13 protein-coding genes are annotated in these 16,875 nt (G+C 62.5%); 10 read left to right on the forward strand and 3 right to left on the reverse strand.

Annotated elements, in window-relative coordinates; translation table 11 throughout:
• Nucleotides 1-209: 209 nt before the first annotated feature.
• Nucleotides 210-1,415 (reverse strand): alkene reductase, encoded by a 1,206-nt coding sequence (locus tag OZ411_RS40765; RefSeq protein ID WP_282532466.1) that lies wholly within the window; start codon nt 1,413-1,415, stop codon nt 210-212.
• A gap of 620 nt (nt 1,416-2,035) precedes the next feature.
• On the opposite strand from OZ411_RS40765, the gene OZ411_RS40770 reads away from it, so the two are divergent.
• The 9 genes from OZ411_RS40770 to OZ411_RS40810 all read left to right on the forward strand — a co-directional run bounded on the left by OZ411_RS40770 (nt 2,036) and on the right by OZ411_RS40810 (nt 12,045).
• Entirely contained in the window at nt 2,036-3,058 is a 1,023-nt protein-coding gene (locus OZ411_RS40770; protein ID WP_282532467.1) for a c-type cytochrome, read from the forward strand.
• 711 nt (nt 3,059-3,769) lie between these two features.
• Nucleotides 3,770-4,762: a glutaminase A gene (gene glsA / locus OZ411_RS40775; protein WP_130577566.1), complete on the forward strand. Its 993-nt coding sequence runs from the start codon at nt 3,770-3,772 to the stop codon at nt 4,760-4,762.
• A 74-nt stretch (nt 4,763-4,836) separates the two neighbouring features.
• Complete coding sequence (locus OZ411_RS40780) at nt 4,837-6,486, forward strand: MFS transporter (protein WP_282532468.1); 1,650 nt, start codon at nt 4,837-4,839, stop codon at nt 6,484-6,486.
• A gap of 42 nt (nt 6,487-6,528) precedes the next feature.
• A complete protein-coding gene (locus tag OZ411_RS40785; protein WP_282532469.1) occupies nt 6,529-7,092 on the forward strand; it encodes an HdeD family acid-resistance protein in 564 nt (187 codons plus the stop codon).
• Nucleotides 7,093-7,277: 185 nt separating this feature from the next.
• A complete protein-coding gene (locus OZ411_RS40790) occupies nt 7,278-8,588 on the forward strand; it encodes an amidohydrolase family protein (RefSeq protein WP_349017078.1) in 1,311 nt (436 codons plus the stop codon).
• Nucleotides 8,589-8,855: 267 nt separating this feature from the next.
• Entirely contained in the window at nt 8,856-9,890 is a 1,035-nt protein-coding gene (locus OZ411_RS40795) for a peptidylprolyl isomerase (RefSeq protein ID WP_282532471.1), read from the forward strand.
• A gap of 213 nt (nt 9,891-10,103) precedes the next feature.
• Entirely contained in the window at nt 10,104-10,688 is a 585-nt protein-coding gene (locus OZ411_RS40800) for a YbjN domain-containing protein (RefSeq protein ID WP_282532472.1), read from the forward strand.
• A gap of 18 nt (nt 10,689-10,706) precedes the next feature.
• The gene (locus tag OZ411_RS40805) at nt 10,707-11,165 is read left to right on the forward strand and encodes a hypothetical protein (protein ID WP_282532473.1); all 459 of its coding nucleotides are present in this window, start codon (nt 10,707-10,709) and stop codon (nt 11,163-11,165) included.
• A 13-nt stretch (nt 11,166-11,178) separates the two neighbouring features.
• The gene (locus OZ411_RS40810; protein WP_282532474.1) at nt 11,179-12,045 is read left to right on the forward strand and encodes a transglycosylase SLT domain-containing protein; all 867 of its coding nucleotides are present in this window, start codon (nt 11,179-11,181) and stop codon (nt 12,043-12,045) included.
• A 261-nt stretch (nt 12,046-12,306) separates the two neighbouring features.
• On the opposite strand, the gene OZ411_RS40815 is transcribed toward OZ411_RS40810, so the two are convergent.
• A complete protein-coding gene (locus OZ411_RS40815) occupies nt 12,307-13,554 on the reverse strand; it encodes a multidrug effflux MFS transporter (RefSeq protein WP_282532475.1) in 1,248 nt (415 codons plus the stop codon).
• Between the two features lie 358 nt (nt 13,555-13,912).
• Between OZ411_RS40815 and OZ411_RS40820 the strand changes: the two genes are divergently transcribed.
• Nucleotides 13,913-14,746, forward strand: a complete 834-nt coding sequence (locus tag OZ411_RS40820; RefSeq protein ID WP_282532476.1) for a DUF1194 domain-containing protein — start codon at nt 13,913-13,915, stop codon at nt 14,744-14,746.
• Nucleotides 14,747-14,828: 82 nt separating this feature from the next.
• Here the strand turns inward: OZ411_RS40820 and OZ411_RS40825 are convergent, their stop codons facing one another.
• Nucleotides 14,829-16,565, reverse strand: coding sequence for an ABC transporter permease subunit (locus OZ411_RS40825; protein WP_282532477.1), 1,737 nt, complete (start codon nt 16,563-16,565; stop codon nt 14,829-14,831).
• Between the last annotated feature and the right edge of the window lie 310 nt (nt 16,566-16,875).

The following is a 16,875-nucleotide window of genomic DNA, read 5'->3' on the forward strand; positions in this document are numbered from 1 at the left end:
GCGAGCCGTGCAGCTTTTGTTGGGCCACACAAAAATCGAGAGCACCGTCCGATATCTGGGCATTGAGGTCGCCGCATGTCTGCTTGCCTCCTGACAGCGGCGGAATAGCGGGCATCTGCCAACCGCTGCGTGAGGCCAGAAGCAGGCATTCCTTCGGTTGCTTTTATCCCAACGCCGGTACGGACTGTGCCGCACTGGTCGGAGGGGCGTTAGCGCCATCGGTCGTCCACGCAGGCTTTCGGTTGCTCGCCTCGCTCCTGCGCAAGCGACGGATAGTCGGTATAGCCTTTGGCCCCGCCGCCATAATAGGTGGATTGATCGTCGGCATTGAGGCCCGTGCGCATACGCAACCGGTCCGGCAAATCCGGGTTGGCCAAAAACTTGCGGCCAAAGGCGATCAAATCCGCCTTGCTTTGTTCGAGCCATGCTTCCGCGGTGTCTCGATCAAAGCCGCCGGCTACGATCAACGTTCCGCTATATTTTTCCCGGATGAGCGCAAGCATCTGCTCAGCGCCGGCGTCCGGCGCCTTGCCTTTCTCGATCGCGGCGAGACCCGGATTCACGATATGCAGATAGGCGAAACGAAGGCCGTTGAGAAGTTGCGCTATGGTGCCGAAGGTCACCTCCGGCTCGGCGTCGCTCATATCGTTGAAACTGCCAAGGGGTGACAGGCGCACGCCAACCCGGTCTGGGCCCCAGATTTCGCTTACGGCTTCGACCACTTCCATCAACAGCCGCGCCCGATTGCCCACCGCCCCTCCGTAGGCGTCGGTCCGATGGTTTGTGCCTGAACTGATGAACTGATCTATGAGATAGCCGTTGGCGCCGTGCACCTCTACCCCGTCGAAATTGGCGGCCATGGCGTTTCTCGCGCCATGCGCATATTGCTGGACGATGTACGGCATCTCCTCGATCTGCAACGCTCGCGGCCGAACGAACGGCACCAATTGACCTTCGCCCCGGTCATTCTCGATAAACGCGTCGCCGGCCGGTGTAATGGCCGAGGGGGCGACCGGCAGCATGTGATCCGGCTGCAGTGCCGGATGTGAGATGCGTCCGACATGCCAAAGCTGCAGGAAGATGCGGCCGCCGGCAGCGTGCACCGCGTCGGTTACCAGTCGCCAGCCTTCGACCTGTTCACGGCTGTGGATACCCGGTGTCCAGGCATAACCCTGCCCTTGCATCGATACCTGGGTTGCTTCGCTGATAATGAACGCGCCTGAAGCCCGTTGTGCGTAGTAGCAAGCGTTGAGCGAGGTCGGCACGTTCCCGGGTTGACGAGCGCGGGAGCGCGTCAAGGGCGCCATGACAATCCGGTTCGGCAGAGTGAATGGACCGAGCCTGTACGGTTGAAAGAGTAGTTCCGCCACCGCCTGTTGTGGGCGGACCGCTTCGGCGACCGACGTTGGAGCCATTGTCTGGGTCCTTTCAGGGGTTGAATCGCATGCGACACCTGAAAACGCGACGAGGCGGACGAGGGTTCCTCAAGGCACTATAGCTGGTGCCGTCCCCATCGGTTACAAGCACGATGTGACCTCGGCCTTCCCGGCCAGCGCGCCGATCGATGACGGCCGCCTCATCCGCCTGCCCATCAATTGCGCGGCGGCGATGCTGAAGCGGCTGTCAGTGTGGCGCCGCCTCCCGCGCGGTTGCAGCCCTTATTCGGCATCTGGCAGCATGACGGATGGACCGCTCTGGGTCACGAGCGTCGCCCTCTACAACAGGCGTCGGCCTTCGATTTCCGCTGTGCCCCGTTAGCGACCGAGGATGCGCGGCGGTGCAGTATGTCGCGAAAGGCCAGGGCTGCGATCCCGCCGAAGAGACAGGAATGATGAGCCCGACAGCAGACGTCCTCTTATGGCCAATTCGCGTCATAAACGATCGCTCGGGGGCAAGAGAATGAAATGGTATTATGGCTGATGGTCTGGCCACCGTTCTGACGCTCGAGCCGGCCGGATCTGGAAGTGCATTGCGATTTGCTGCCAACGTTAGCCGACATCAACTTCGGCGAACCAGGTTTAATGCGGAGTGCACTATGAAACGCTCTTGGCTCTTTTTGCTCGCGGCGATGTTGTGCACCACGGCATCGATAGCAGGCCTTAATCGCTCGTTCGCGGGGAGTAACGACATCGATCTCACCCAGTGGACGTCTCCTGATATCACCACTGTCGCGGACGATCCGTTTGGCACCCTCGTTAAATATGGGCACGCGCTTTTCACGGATACCGCGAATGAGATCGGGCCAAAGGTGTCGGATCCAGCAAGACGCTTCGCTGGCAACAATCTCGCGTGCCAAAACTGCCATCTGCAGGGCGGGACCCAGCCATATGCCATGGCGCTCATAGGCGTTTGGGGACAATTCCCGCAATACCGCGCGCGGGAAGGGGCGGTCGACACTCTCGAGGATCGCATCAATGGTTGTATGGAGCGCAGCATGAATGGCCGAGCGCTGCCGCTTGAGAGCCGCGAAATGAGGGCGTTTTCAGCTTATATGCGCTGGCTGTCGACCGGCGTTCCCGACGGCGCAAAGCTTAAGGGCGCTGGCACGTTGAGGATCAAAGAGCCAGCGCGCGCCGCCGATGCCGCTCGCGGCGCGGAGGTTTTTTCGCAGATATGCGCCGCTTGCCACGGCGCGGATGGCTTGGGGCAACGCGCCCAAACCGGCGCGGGATATCAGTTCCCTCCGCTCTGGGGTCCCGACAGCTACAACAACGGCGCTGGAATGAGCCGCCTTTTGACCGCCGCCGCTTATGCGATGCACAACATGCCCATCGGCACCGCGTTCAACGCCCCGGTGCTCACGGACGAGCAGGCCTATGATGTCGCGGCCTACATCATCAGCCAGAAGCGGCCAGAGAAGGCAAACCTCGAGAAGGATTTTCCGATCCGACTCCAAAAGCCGATCGATACTCCATATGGCCCGTACGTCGACGGTTTCAGTCTGGAGCAGCACAAATACGGTCCATTCGGGCCGATCCGCTCAAAAGTGGAGGAGCTTGCCACGGCGTCGCGCACTGCAAATGCAGGTGAGCCGGACAATGGGTCGGGAGCGAGGTAGCCAACAACGACGCAGTCGACATCAGAGCCGCATAGCTGCGTCGGGCCCCGATTGTCTTCAAAAAACGGACGGACAGCAGAAACGCCTCAGAAGGGCGCCAAGCGGACATCTGCCCGATGTGCCAAGGTCTGCAGTGGGTCAAAATGCGACTTACATCCTGCGTCTGCTCTTGGGGCAAAGCGGACTTCAAGGTCAGCAAGTCGAGGGTGGGTAACCGGGAGGGCCCTAGACTTGATGGCCTCGCTATTGGCTTAAATCGACTCGCTTTTACCTTTAGGGCAGGCATCCGATGATAATCGCGACCAACCCACCAAGCTTCTTCACCAGCAGGAAGTGTCCGTCACTCGTACTTGCCACCATGATCAGCCTCGCTGTTCAGATGATGTCCCGCCTTCTCCAACTCTCTTCGCGTCCGTTTTTTCTCGCGTGAGCAAACACAATCGTACACTCGACCGGCCACGTTGCAAATTTCCCGGCGTTCGGATTCTGCAGTCAATGGCTGCTCTTTGATTCAATTGCGTGCGACAACGATTGCGACAGCCTGCCTTACCTAACGAGCGTTGGAACCTTGCGCCGTCGTAAGAAGAGAACTCGATGGCAGTCGGCACATTTGCTGGTCTGTCAGCAAATTGTTGCACGGGTTGCAGATTGACTCGTTTTAAACGTAGGCGTTAGATCAACAACATAGCCCCCGTCGGGCGGAGTGGTGCGATGGCGTCACGATCGGCGATCGATGAACGGCCTTACGTTTCGACCGGTCATCTACCTAATCCCGAGATGGTGCAGTCGCTGGTGGAAGACGCGCACCGGCGCCTTAAATCGAACGCTGACGGCAATAATTCACAGGTCTACCCGGCGCTCGCCCGAGTCCCGAGCGAGCTGTTCGGCGTTTGTGTCGTTGGAACCGATGGGCACGTCTACGGCGCGGGAGACATAGGCTACGAATTCTCCATCATGAGCGTGTCGAAGCCATTCGTGTTCGCGCTGATCTGCGAGACCCTTGGCCCGGAAGAGGCGCGCACGAAGCTCGGCGCCAACGCCACCGGACTTCCGTTCAACTCGCTTGCGGCGATCGAGAATGGAAGCGGGCGTACCAATCCGATGGTGAATGCTGGCGCGATCGCGACGACGAGCCTCGCGCCGGGAGTGTCCGCCGAGGCGCAGTGGGAGTTTATCCACGATGGGCTGTCGCGCTTCGCAGGCCGCAAACTTCCGCTCAACGAAGAGGTCTACGCCTCCGCGTCGCAGACAAATTTCCGCAATCGCAGCATCGCGCGGCTGTTGGAGAGCTACGACCGGATCTATTGCGACGCCAAGCAGGCGACCGATCTCTACACGAGGCAGTGTTCGTTGAACGTGACCGCCAAAGACCTCGCCGTGATGGGTGCGACGCTGGCGGACGGTGGGGTGAACCCTATCACGAAGCAACGCGTGGTCGATGCTGCGGTTTGCCATTACGCCTTGGCCGTGATGATCACGGCCGGCTTGTATGAGACGTCAGGCGATTGGCTTTACGACATCGGCCTGCCCGGAAAGAGCGGGATCGGCGGCGGCATTGTCGCGGTTTCTCCTGGAAAAGGCGGCTTCGGCACTTTCGCTCCGCCGCTGGATGCGGCCGGCAACAGCGTGAGAGGACAACTCGCCGCGAAATTCCTGTCGCAGCGATTGGGCATGGATCTGTTCGTCTCGCAACCGGAAGACTGACAAATGTTGATCGGATCGGCGTCCCGTCCACCTAGTCGATCCTGAAAAGCCCGAGCAAATCGGAGGACGCCATAGTGACACAGACAATCTCGATCGGCGGCATCCACCAGGAGGAACGCGCATCATGGATTCCCATGATCGCGATCGCGCTCGGCCAGATGATCATGTCGTTCAACGTCGCTTCGCTCCCGGTGGCGATGGGGGGAATGGTCAAGAGCTTTGGCGTTCCTCCGACCACGGTCGCAACCGGCATCGTGGCCTATTCCATGCTAGTCGCCGGCTTCGTCATGCTGGGCGCCAAGCTCGCGCAGCGATACGGCGCGCTACAGGTGTTCCGCGCGGCCGTCGTGCTGTTCTTCATATCCCAGGTCATGATGACGTTCAGCCCGACGGCTGTCGTGATGATCACGGCGCAGGCGCTCTGCGGCGCCGCCGGCGCTGTGATCGTGCCCTCGCTGGTCGCCCTGATTGCCGAGAACTACACCGGACGCCAGCAGGCAACCGCCGTGGGTGCGCTCGGCTCCGCACGCGCGGCGGCCGGCGTGCTCGCGTTCATCATCGGCGGCATACTCGGCACCTATATCGGCTGGCGCCCGGTGTTCGGAATTCTCATCGCCGTTTCCGCGATCGTTTTCCTGTTGAGCTTCCGCCTCAAGCGCGACCATGGCCGGCCGGACGTGGAGGTCGATATCGTTGGTGTCATACTCGCAGCAGCCGCGATCATTTGCATCAGCTTCGGCTTCAATAATCTCAACAGATGGGGGCTCGTGTTGGCGAGCCCAAACGCGCCGTTCAGCCTTCTCGGCCTGTCTCCCGCGCCGATCCTGATCGTGGCGGGCATCGTGTTGGGCCAGGCATTCCTGATGTGGACACACAAGCGCGAGGAGGCAGGCAAGACTCCTCTCCTCGCGCTTCAGGTGATCGATTCACCTGAGGAGCGAGCGGCCGTCTACGCGATGTTCACTGTCGTCGCGCTGGAGGCCGCTCTCAACTTCTCCGTCCCGCTCTACATTCAGATCGTGCAGGGTCGCAGCCCGATCGCCACTGCGGTAGCGATGATGCCGTTCAACCTTACTGTATTCTTTGCCGCGATGCTGATCGTACACGTCTATGATAAGCTGACGCCGCGGCAGATCGGGCGAGCCGGCTTCTTCCTTTGCACCGTCGCGCTGTTGTGGCTTGCATTCGTCGTGCGCAACGACTGGAGCGAGGTGCCGGTGCTGCTCGGGCTCGTTGTCTTTGGTATCGGGCAAGGCGCGCTTGTCACGCTGCTGTTCAACGTGCTGGTCACGGCTTCGCCCAAGGAACTCGCAGGGGACGTCGGATCGCTGCGCGGCACCACCAACAACCTCGCTGCCGCCGTCGGAACGGCAGTGGCTGGCGCGCTCCTTGTCGGTCTCTTGAGTGCGATCGCGCTGAGCAGCATCGCCGCGAGCCCCAAGCTCACACCCGAACTGCAGGCGCAGGTCGATCTCGACAACATCAATTTCGTCAGCAACGACCGGCTGCGGACCGCGCTGGAAGGCACGAGCGCCACGCCGCAGCAGGTCGAGGAGGCGGTGCGGGTGAACACCGAGGCGCGGCTGCGTGCGCTGAAGATCGGGCTGTTGATCATGGCAGGCCTTGCGTTGCTTGCGATCATTCCGGCCGGGCGGCTGCCGAACTATCGACCGGGAGAGATTCCGAGCGATGAGACGGCGGGCGAACACGGACAATCGAGTTGATGCGTAACGGGTTCGACGGCTTCTGGAATCGAGGAGAATGACATGACTACCTATGACAACGGTCCGGCGATGCGTCTCACCGGGCTGCCGACACCGCCTTTATGGATATGCATCCTGCTCGGAATCGTGATGATCATCGCGGGCCTCCTGGTCCTCGGCGATCTCGCACTGTTCACCGTGATCAGCACCATCTTCATCGGCTGGATGGCGATCATCGCCGGTGGATTCGAGATCGTTCACGCCTTCTGGACCAAGGGGTGGGGAGGGTTCGTGTGGCAACTGCTGCTCGGCGCGCTCTATCTTGCATTCGGCGTCGTGCTGGTGACCCAGCCGCTGACCAGTGCGCTGATCCTGACCCTTGTCCTCGGTCTGCTGCTTCTGATCTCCGGGTTCGTCCGTATCCTGGTCGGCATCAGCCATTGGCAGCAGTTCGGCTGGATCATGCTGATATCCGGTCTGTTCGGCGTCTTGGCAGGTCTCATCATCCTGACGGGATTTCCGGCCACCGGGACGTGGGTGCTCGGATTGCTGCTGGGCATCGACCTCTTGTCTCACGGCATCGGCTGGCTGACCCTTGCCTGGCTGCCGGCCGTAAGAACTGGGTAGCGGCCGTCGATTGACAGGGGACTGGCAATACACTCGCTGACCGCCCGCGATCACGTCGGGCGTTCCCTCCCGCACAGCAAGATCAATGCGAGCCTTGCGCCACGCACCATTGGCGGAGATCAGATATGTCAGGTTTGAGAACGCCGGGTCGAACTTTCATTGCTGCGCTACTGGCTTCAATCGGAATGAACCTCGCGGCCTCGCCGACGGCGCAGGCTCAACAAGCTTCCGCTGTGCTGTTCCAGAACGTTCGCATCTTTGACGGAAAGAATGCCGCGCTCTCCGCGCCGTCCAATGTCCTGATCCGCAACAACAAGATCGAGAAGATCTCGGTGTCGCCGATCCAGGCTGACGCTCAGGTGATCGCCGGCGGCGAACGCGTGCTGATGCCCGGGCTGATCGACGCGCATTGGCATGCGATGTTGGTGCGCCCGACGCCGGCGGCCACCCTGGCTGACGACGTCGGCTACAACAATCTTCTTGCGGCAGCGGAAGCCACCGCCACGCTCATGCGGGGCTTCACCACGGTCCGCGACATGGGCGGGCCGAGCTTTGGGCTCAAGCGCGCGATCGACGACGGTCTCGTCGCCGGCCCCCGCATCTATCCGTCCGGCGCCGTGATCACCATCACTGGTGGCCATGGCGATTTCCGGCAGCTTACCGATCTGCCAAGAACGATCGGCGGCATGCTCAGCCGCATGGAAAGAATTGGCGGCAGCATGGTGGCGGACAGTCCGGATGAGGTTCGTGTGCGCGCCCGCGAGCAGCTCATGCAGGGGGCATCGCAGGTCAAGCTCACCGCGGGCGGCGGCGTCGCTTCGCCGTTCAGCCCGCTCGATGTGTCCACGTTCACCGAGCCCGAGCTGCGTGCCGCCGTCGAAGCTGCCGAGAACTGGGGCACCTATGTGGCCGTGCACGCCTATACGCCGGCTTCGATCCAGCGCTCGATTGCGGCGGGAGCAAAGTGCGTCGAGCACGGCCATCTGATGGACGAGGCCACGGCGCGCCTCATGGCCGAGAAGGGAATCTGGTTGAGCACGCAACCTTTCCTCGATCTGGCGGGCGCAAGTGCCCTGGGACCTTCGGAGCAGGCGAAGATGCGGCAAGTGGTTGCCGGCACGGACAGGGTCTATGCGCTGGCAAAGAAATACGGAATCAAGACCGCCTTCGGCACCGACATCCTGTTCTCGCAGGCGCTGGCGGAGCGGCAAGGCGCCATGCTGGCCGATCTCACGCGCTGGTACACGCCGGCTGAAGCGCTGGCCATGGCGACATCGACGAATGCCGAATTGCTCAGCCTGTCCGGACCGCGAAATCCATATCCCGGCAAGCTGGGCGTGGTGGAGGAGGGCGCGCTCGCCGACCTCCTGCTGGTCGATGGCAATCCAATCGACAACATCAAGCTCGTGGAAGATCCGGCGAAGAATTTCCTGGTCATCATGAAAGGCGGAAAGGTCTACAAGAACCTTCTCGCCGAAGAGCCTTCTCGGCGCTGATCCGCCATGCGCGTACAGAGATACCAGTAACCGGCCAAGATCGGTCGCCAACTGATGGACTGTTATGAAAATGTGACATTTGGTGAGTAGTGGCTAACGAACCGCTACTCGGTTTCCGTCGCGTCGAGATCCAGAACCTGTTGCAGGATTACGGCGACCGGATTCTGAACCAGAAGATCGAACCCTGAGGTCACTATGATTGCCTATCGTCCTGCGTTTGAACGCCCAACACCGCGATACCGTCGCGATCGTGTCGGCCGTCACCTCATGGCTTTGGCGATCATCGGATTGGCCGGCGCGTTGGGCCAATCTGAACCCGCTCTCGCGCAGAACCCGCCCCCCGCGGCACCACCGCAGCGGGTGGTGAAGCCGAAGGCGCCCGCCGCCGCGCCGGCGCCTGTTGCGGCGGCCCAGCCGGCCGCTCCGGCACCACATGCCGAGGCGGCGGCGTCGGGCAACGAGGCGGTGGCGCGCGTTGGCGGACGTGACGTCTCCGCGTCGGAAATCCGCGCCTTCCTGGCCGCTGTCGGGCCTGAACAGCGTGCTGCGCTCGCCCGCGATCCCGCGCTTCTCAACCAGACGCTCCGCGCGATGTTTGCAAGGCAGCTCGTCCTCAAGGAAGCCACGGATAAGAAGTGGCAGGACCAACCGGCCGTCGTCGCTCAACTCGCCAAGCTGCGCGAGGAGGCGATCTTCGAGACCTACCTGCAGTCGGCGTCGGTGCCGCCGGAGAATTATCCGGACGAGGCGGAAATCCAGAAGACCTATGACGCCAACAAGGGCGCGCTGATCATGCCGCGCCGCTTTCATCTCGCCCAGATCTATGTCGCGCTGGCGGAAGGATCGGACGCCGCGGCCGAAGAGAAGGCCAAGGCGAAGCTCGCGGACATTCAGGCCAAGCTGAAGCAGCCGAAGGCGGACTTCGCCCAGATCGCCAAGGACACCACCGACCAGCGCGAGCAGGCCGACAAGGGCGGCGATCTCGGCTGGCTGCCCGAGCCGCAGCTCGTTCCCGAGATCAAGAGCCGCGTGATGGGAATGGCCGTCAATACCGTGAGCGAGCCGATCAAGCTTGCCGATGGATATCACATCGTCAAGCTGATCGAGACCAAGCCGTCCGAAACCATGCCGCTTGCCGACGTGCGTGACACCCTGGTCCAGCGCTTGCGGGCGCAGCGTGCCGAGCTCAATCGCCGCGCCTATCTTGCGCGCGCGCTGGAGCAGAATCCGCCCGCGATCAACGAAATTGCACTTTCCCGCATCGCCAGCGAGCTGACGCAGTCGGCCGGCGCTGCCCGCTAGAGCATGATCCGGAAAAGTGGCTACCGGTTTTCCCTCGCGACAAACGCGAAGCGTTTGCGCGGAGATCATGCTCAAACAAAAAAGATGGAGCGTGATGATGATTCGAAGAAAAATCATCGCGTTCCAGCGTTTGTCGTGTCCCGTTTCGTTGCTTCAGCCGATCCAAAATAGCTGTTGCAAATCCAATCGCGTTATTGGACAGAGGAGATTAATATGTCCATGAGTACTGGTACCGCGCAAGCACCCGCAGATTTGTCCAACGCCGGGATGCAGTCCTTTGTCACGCTCGAGGAGCTGCGCGCGGCGCTCCAAACCGCCGGCTATCGCGCCGAGCTCGTGACCGACGGCAATATTTCTCTGTTGCGGTCGGCGAGCAACGGCCTCGGCTTCGACGTCCGCCCGGGCAATGCGTTTCCCGGCAAGCCTGATCATTTCGCGGATGTCGCCTTCGTTGCGGTCCTGACTGTGCAGGGATCGATGCCGCTCGATCTCGTGAACAAGTGGAATCGCATGCACAGGTTCTGCCGGCTGTTCGTGGACAAGCCGCAGGGCACCGATGAATTTCTGGTGCTGACGCTCGATCTCTCCATCGCCGGCGCGGTCTCGCCGAACTATGTCCGCACCCAGCTCCAGATCTGGGACAGTTTGATCCAGCAGCTCATCCCCTGGTTGCGCGAGGAGCTCGGCAGGTTGGCCTCGAGCCTCGAATCGGCCAAGGAAACACCCAAGCAAGCGTCCAAGGAAGCATCCAACGCGGACGCGAACCTGGCGCCGCCGCGGCCGGCCCTCAATAGCTGATCGGACAGCACCGTAGCGATGGCGTCGAAATCCCCGATCAACGGGAATCCCGGCAGGCTGCGGCGTCTGCTGCACTCGTTCGGCCTCGTGGCGCTCGGCCTTTCCGCCGGGCGCGCGCCGGCTGTGGCGCAAAGCACGGACTTTAAGGCCGCATCGGAAGCGCCGGCGGCCTGGCGCGACTATGCGTCCCGGCTGCAGGGCGCCTTTCAGCAGCAGATCGATGCCGACGGCGACACGTCGCAGTGGCTTGTGACCTTCGCGGCGGGGCGGGAGAAGGAGAACAAGCCGCTGACATTCGTCGTGAGCGCCTCGATACTGCCGGACGGCAGGATGGACCGCATCGCATTCGACAGCAGCATGGATCCCGAGCTTGGCGGCCGGCTGCGTCCGCTGCTTGCCTCCGCCAATGCCGGCGCGCCGCCTCCCGACATGCTCCAGCCGCTGCGTCTTCGCCTGCGGCTTCGATCTACAGAGTGAGCGAGGCGGGGGCGTGCGGGGGCATCGGCAGACCAGGCTGTTACGCGGACGGTTGCTTGCGCTGGCGACCGGCGTCGGCCTCGTGCTGACAAGCGCTCTTGCGTTCGCCGATACGGTGCCCGCGGTGCCGGAGGAAGCTCCCGCTGCTGAGGCGCCAAGCGAGCCTGAAAAGAGCGAGCCTGAAAAGGAAGCCGCTCCAGCCAAGGAAGCTGCGCCGGCCGAGACGCCGTCGGCCATCGAACGGCGATGGCGCGAGAATGCCAAGATCGGGTTGCCCCCGACGCGAGGGGGCGCGACCTCGACCTCAACCTCGAGCGCACAGCCTCGCTCCCGCTATCGCGACCTGATCGAGAAGCAGACCTCCGGCACGGGCCTTGCGCCCGAGATCGCGGAAGCCGTGATGGGCGTGGAGAGCGGCTACAATGCGGGCGCGATCGGCGGTGTCGGTGAAATCGGATTGATGCAGGTGCTGCCCTCGACCGCGCGGATGCTTGGCTTCACCGGCACGAATGCCGAACTCGCCGTGCCCGAGACCAACATCCGCTATGGGGTGACCTACCTCGCCCAGGCATGGCGGCTGGCCCGCGGCGATCTCTGCACGGCTGTGATGAAATACCGCGCCGGCCATGGCGAGACGCGCTTCTCCCATCTGTCGGTGAGCTATTGCCTCGCGGTGCGCTCGCGGCTGATGGCGCGCGGCTTCCAGGTTACCGGCACCGTTCCCGTCGCCACCTTCGGCGATCCGGCCCGTGGCGGCGGTGGTGGCGGCGGCGGATGCAAGCGCAGATGCATGGCCGGCCTGGGCGGCGCGAATGTCGATTACAACAAGCTGAACGCCCGCCTGAGCGCGCTCGTGATCCAGGTGCGCGGCGGAAAATAAGCGCAAGGATGCGAAGCGATTGACGACCCCTCTCCCTCTCCCCGTTCTTACGGGGAGAGGGTTGGGGTGAGGGGCTGTCTCCGCAAGTACGGTCAGAGATGAGCTCGTGGAGGCTCCCCCTCACCCGAAATTCAAGCGGAGCCTGTTATCGGGCGGCGCTTCGCGCCGACCCGTTGGCTTGAATTTCGACCTCTCCCCGCAAGCGGGGCGAGGTGAATCCGAGCCATTGCCCTATTCAAGAAAAGCATCACACCTGCACAACTACATCGTCGTATGATGCGGCTTGAACAGGCGGCCCTTTTCCGTCGCCAGCACCACTGCGAGCGCCGCCAGCGCGCAGAGGAAGAAGCCGGTCGAGAATGGCCGCAGCGTGCCATCATAGCTCTGGCCGATCACGATACCGATGCCGATGGCGAGCAGCGTGGTGATCGATCCGTACAGCGACGAGGCGGTTCCGGCGATATGGCCCTGCGGCTCCATCGCCAGCGCGGTGAAGTTGGCGATCATCAGCCCGAACGTGAACATCATCAATGCCGCCAGCGTCATCAACAGCGACAGCGGCAACATCTGCAGCCTCGCCGCCGCCAGCATCGTGGCGGCAACGAGGACGAACGCGACCAGCCCGCCGTGCGAGATCACGCGCATGCCGAGCCGCCCGACAAAGCGGGAGTTGAGAAAGCCCGCAATCGCGATGCCCGCCGCGATCGAAGCGAATGCCAGCGGAAAGTAATGCCCGAGCTGGTAGATGTCGGTGAAGAGCTGCTGCGAGGTGAAGACGAAGGCGAACAATGCCCCCTGTATGCCGCCGGCCGCCAGCGCATAGCCCAGCGTCTGGCGATTGGTGAGCGTCTGCCTGAAGGCGCCGAGCACGTCGCGGATCGCGAGCGACTTGCGCAATTCCGCCGGCAGCGTTTCGGGCATGCGCAGCGCGCTCCAGGCCAGTGCGATCACGCCGTACAGCATCAACGCAACGAAAATGCCGCGCCACTGCGTCAGCAGCAGCACCGCCTGGCCGAACGATGGCGCAACCACGGGCACCGCGATGAAGACCATCATCGCGAGCGACATCACGCTTGCCATGCGCCTTCCGGCGTAGCAGTCGCGCACGATCGAGGTGGCGATCACGCGCGTCGCCGACGTGCCGAGGCCCTGCAGCGCACGCGCCAGCAGCAGCGTCTCGAAAGATGTCGCCGCGATCGCAAGCAGGCTTGCGACACCATAGACGGCCATGCCACCGAGCAGCACCGGACGGCGGCCGAAGCGATCCGACAACGGCCCCATCACGAACTGTCCGACGCCGAAGCCGAACAGGAAGATCGACAGCACCATCTGCGGATGGTTGGCGTCGGCAATGTTGAATGCGGCGCCGATGCTCGGCAGCGCCGGCAGCATCATGTCCATGGCCAGCGGGTTCAGCGCCATGATCGATGCGATCGCAACTACGAATTCGGGGAAGCCCATCGGGCGGTGGCCTGACGATACCCAGGCCTCGGCATTAATTTCAGACACGTGGCATCCTTTTGCGGAGGCGCAATCTAGCCATCGTGCTGCAATGCACAATCCCGTGTTTCGGAATGGGGGACCGGCGGTTCCAGACGGGTTAGGCAACACGGCGCGCTTTTAGGCAGCCGTGACTTGCCGAATTTCGGAATATGGACACCGAGTCGCCAATCTCTCCGCTTTGCCCTGTGAAACTTGCGTGTCACCATCATATCGAGGCCAGAGCATGATCCGGAAAAGTGGAAACCGGTTTTCCCTCGCGACAAACGCGAAGCGTTTGCGCGGAGATCATGCGCAAACAAAGAGCTAAAGCGGGATGACGATTCGAAGAAAAGTCATCGCGCTTTAGGGATCGAGGAGGTCCGCGATGCGATGGTGCATCTCGATCGCAGCGGTGCTGGCCGCCGGCATGCTCGCCGGCGCCGCGGGCGCTGCGGCGCCTGGTCAGCCACCGGCACTTGCCGACCGGCAGGGCCCGCCTTCCGTGGATATCGAGCTTATCATTGCGGCCGACGTCTCCTATTCCATGGATACGGACGAGCTCACGGTGCAGCGCGAGGGGTATGCTGAGGCCATCGTTTCCAGGGAATTCCTGCAGGCGCTGAAGGGAGGCCCGAACGGAAAGATCGCCTTGACCTACTTCGAATGGTCGGCGTTCGGCGACCAACGGGTGATCATTCCCTGGCGGGTGATCGACGGCCCCGAGACGGCCGACGCAGTCGCCAGCGAAATCATGCAGGCGCCGATCCGGCGCGGGTCGCGCACCTCAATTTCGGGTGCCATCCTGTTCGGGACGCCGCTCTTCGACGAGGACCCTAGCCGCGGCTTTCGGCGTGTCATCGACATTTCCGGCGACGGCCCCAACAACAACGGACCGCCTGTCACGCCCGCTCGCGACCAGGCGCTGGCGAAAGGCATCGTCATCAACGGCCTGCCGATCATGATCAAGGAGCCGTCCCATTCAATGATGGATATCGATAATCTCGATTGGTACTACGAGGATTGCGTCATCGGCGGGCCCGGCTCCTTCGTCGTGGCAATCAAGGATCGCGAACGATTCAAGGAAGCCATTCGCACCAAACTGGTACTCGAAGTGGCCGGACGTGATCCCGAGCACAAGGTCGTTCCCGCCGCCGTGAAGGAACCAAGGATCAATTGCCAGATCGGCGAAAAGCTCTGGGAGGATCGTTGGGGACGCTAGAGCATGAGCCGATCAGGCTGAATCTTCACCTCTCCCGCTTGCGGGCCCGCAAGCCGGAGAGGGAGCGCAGCTTCTCCGCTTTTCAGCCGAGACGAAGGCGACGTTCGCCAAAGGCGTAGAGCTGCCGCCAGAGCAGGCGATTGAACAGCGTCACCATCACGCACATGACGGCGATGCCGAGCACGACCCGCGGAAAATCGCCGGCTTCGGTCGCTCGCGCGATATAGGAGCCGAGTCCGACGGCGGTCAGATGGGTGTCGCCCCAGCTTGCGACTTCGGCGACGATCGAAGCGTTCCACGACCCGCCCGAGGCGGTGATCGCTCCGGTGACGTAGAAGGGGAAAATGCCGGGCAGGATCACCTTCACCCACCAGCGCCATCCCTTCAGGTGGAAGCTGCCGGCGGCTTCCCGCAAATCGCTCGGAAAGGCGGCGGCGCCTGCGATCACGTTGAACAGGATGTACCACTGGGTGCCGAGGATCATCAGCGGGCTGAGCCAGATGTTCGGGTTCAATCCGAAATGCACGATCAGCACGACAAACACCGGAAAGGCGAGGTTGGCCGGGAACGCCGCCAGGAACTGCGCGAGCGGCTGCATGCGCTCGGCGAGTTTCGGCCGCAGGCCGATCCAGACGCCGATCGGCACCCATATCAGCGTTGCCAGCGCAATCAGCACGACCACGCGTGCGAGCGTGACGAAGCCGTATCCGACCGCGGCGGTCACGTCTGACCAGCCAAGCGTGGCGGAGAGATATTGATAGATCTTCCAGGCGGCGTAGCTCGTCACGGCTGCAACCACCGCCACCCATACGCCGTCGACGAGGCGCGAGGGCTGGCTGCTGTTGGCGCGCGACCGCAGCAGCGCGGGTACGCCGATGCGCAGCGTCGAAATGGCCTTGTTCGCGGCGCCGAGCGGATAGGTTAGCGCACGCAGCGCGCGCGTGCGCCTGAAGAGATCGAGCATCCAGGACGTCGGCGGCTCGCCGGAAGCGGTTTGCTCAAAGCGGAATTTGTCGGCCCACGCCACGATCGGACGAAACAGGAGTTGGTCGTAGGCGATGATGACGAGAAGCATGGTCGCCAGCGCATAGACGATCGCCGGCAGGTTCTGCTGCTGAATGGCCAGCGCGACATAGGAGCCGACGCCGGGCAGGGTGACCGTCGTGTTGCCCACGGTGATCGCCTCCGATGCCACCACGAAGAACCAGCCGCCGGACATCGACATCATCGCGTTCCAGATCAGGCCGGGCATTGCGAAGGGCACATCCAGCCGCCAGAACCGCTGCCAGCCGGACAGGTGAAAGCTTTGTGTCGCGTCCTCGAGATCCTTCGGCACGCTGCGCAGCGACTGGTACATGCTGAAGGTCATGTTCCAGGCCTGGCTGGTGAAGATCGCGAAGACACAGGCCAGCTCGGCGCCCAGCACCTGCCCCGGAAACAGGTTCATGAAGAACACGACCGTGAAGGTCAGGAAGCCGAGGATCGGCACCGACTGCAGGATGTCGAGCAGCGGGATCAGCACGATCTCCGCGCGCCGGCTCTTGGCGGCGAGCGTGGCATAGATGAAGGTGAAGACGGTCGAGCAAATGATCGCCAGCAGCATCCGCATCGTGGTCCGCAGCGCGTAGAGCGGAAGATTGTGCGGATCGAGCGTAACCGGCGTATGCTCGAGCTCCGACAGCGGTTGAATCGTCTGCTGGCCGCCATAGACGATCAGCACCAGGACGCCGATCAAGAGCAGCAGCGCCACGAGATCCCAGACATTGGGCCGGAGCGAGTTTTGCCCGAGGACAGCGCTGCGAATATCCTGAAACGTCATGAACCACCTCTGGTCAGAACTCGGCGTGCAGGCGGCCCGAATGGATCGAGACCGGATCGCGATCGGCGTTATAGGCAGGGTTCACGACGAACCGATAGTCGAGGCCTGTCGTGAGCTGCCCGAGCCGCGCGGAGAGTCACGTTTGGACGAATTTTATGAATTATTTCAAGGTGATTTGCCCCGTCCAGTGCTTTGCACGAAAATATTCCGCTTAACCCGTCGGGCAAATCAGCACTATGACTCCGCGCGTCTCACCCGAGAGAGGGGCGGCTCGCGATCGTCACGAACGTTGCGGTGAGATGCGGTGGAC

The organism is Bradyrhizobium sp. Arg237L (assembly GCF_029990105.1).
GTDB lineage: Bacteria > Pseudomonadota > Alphaproteobacteria > Rhizobiales > Xanthobacteraceae > Bradyrhizobium.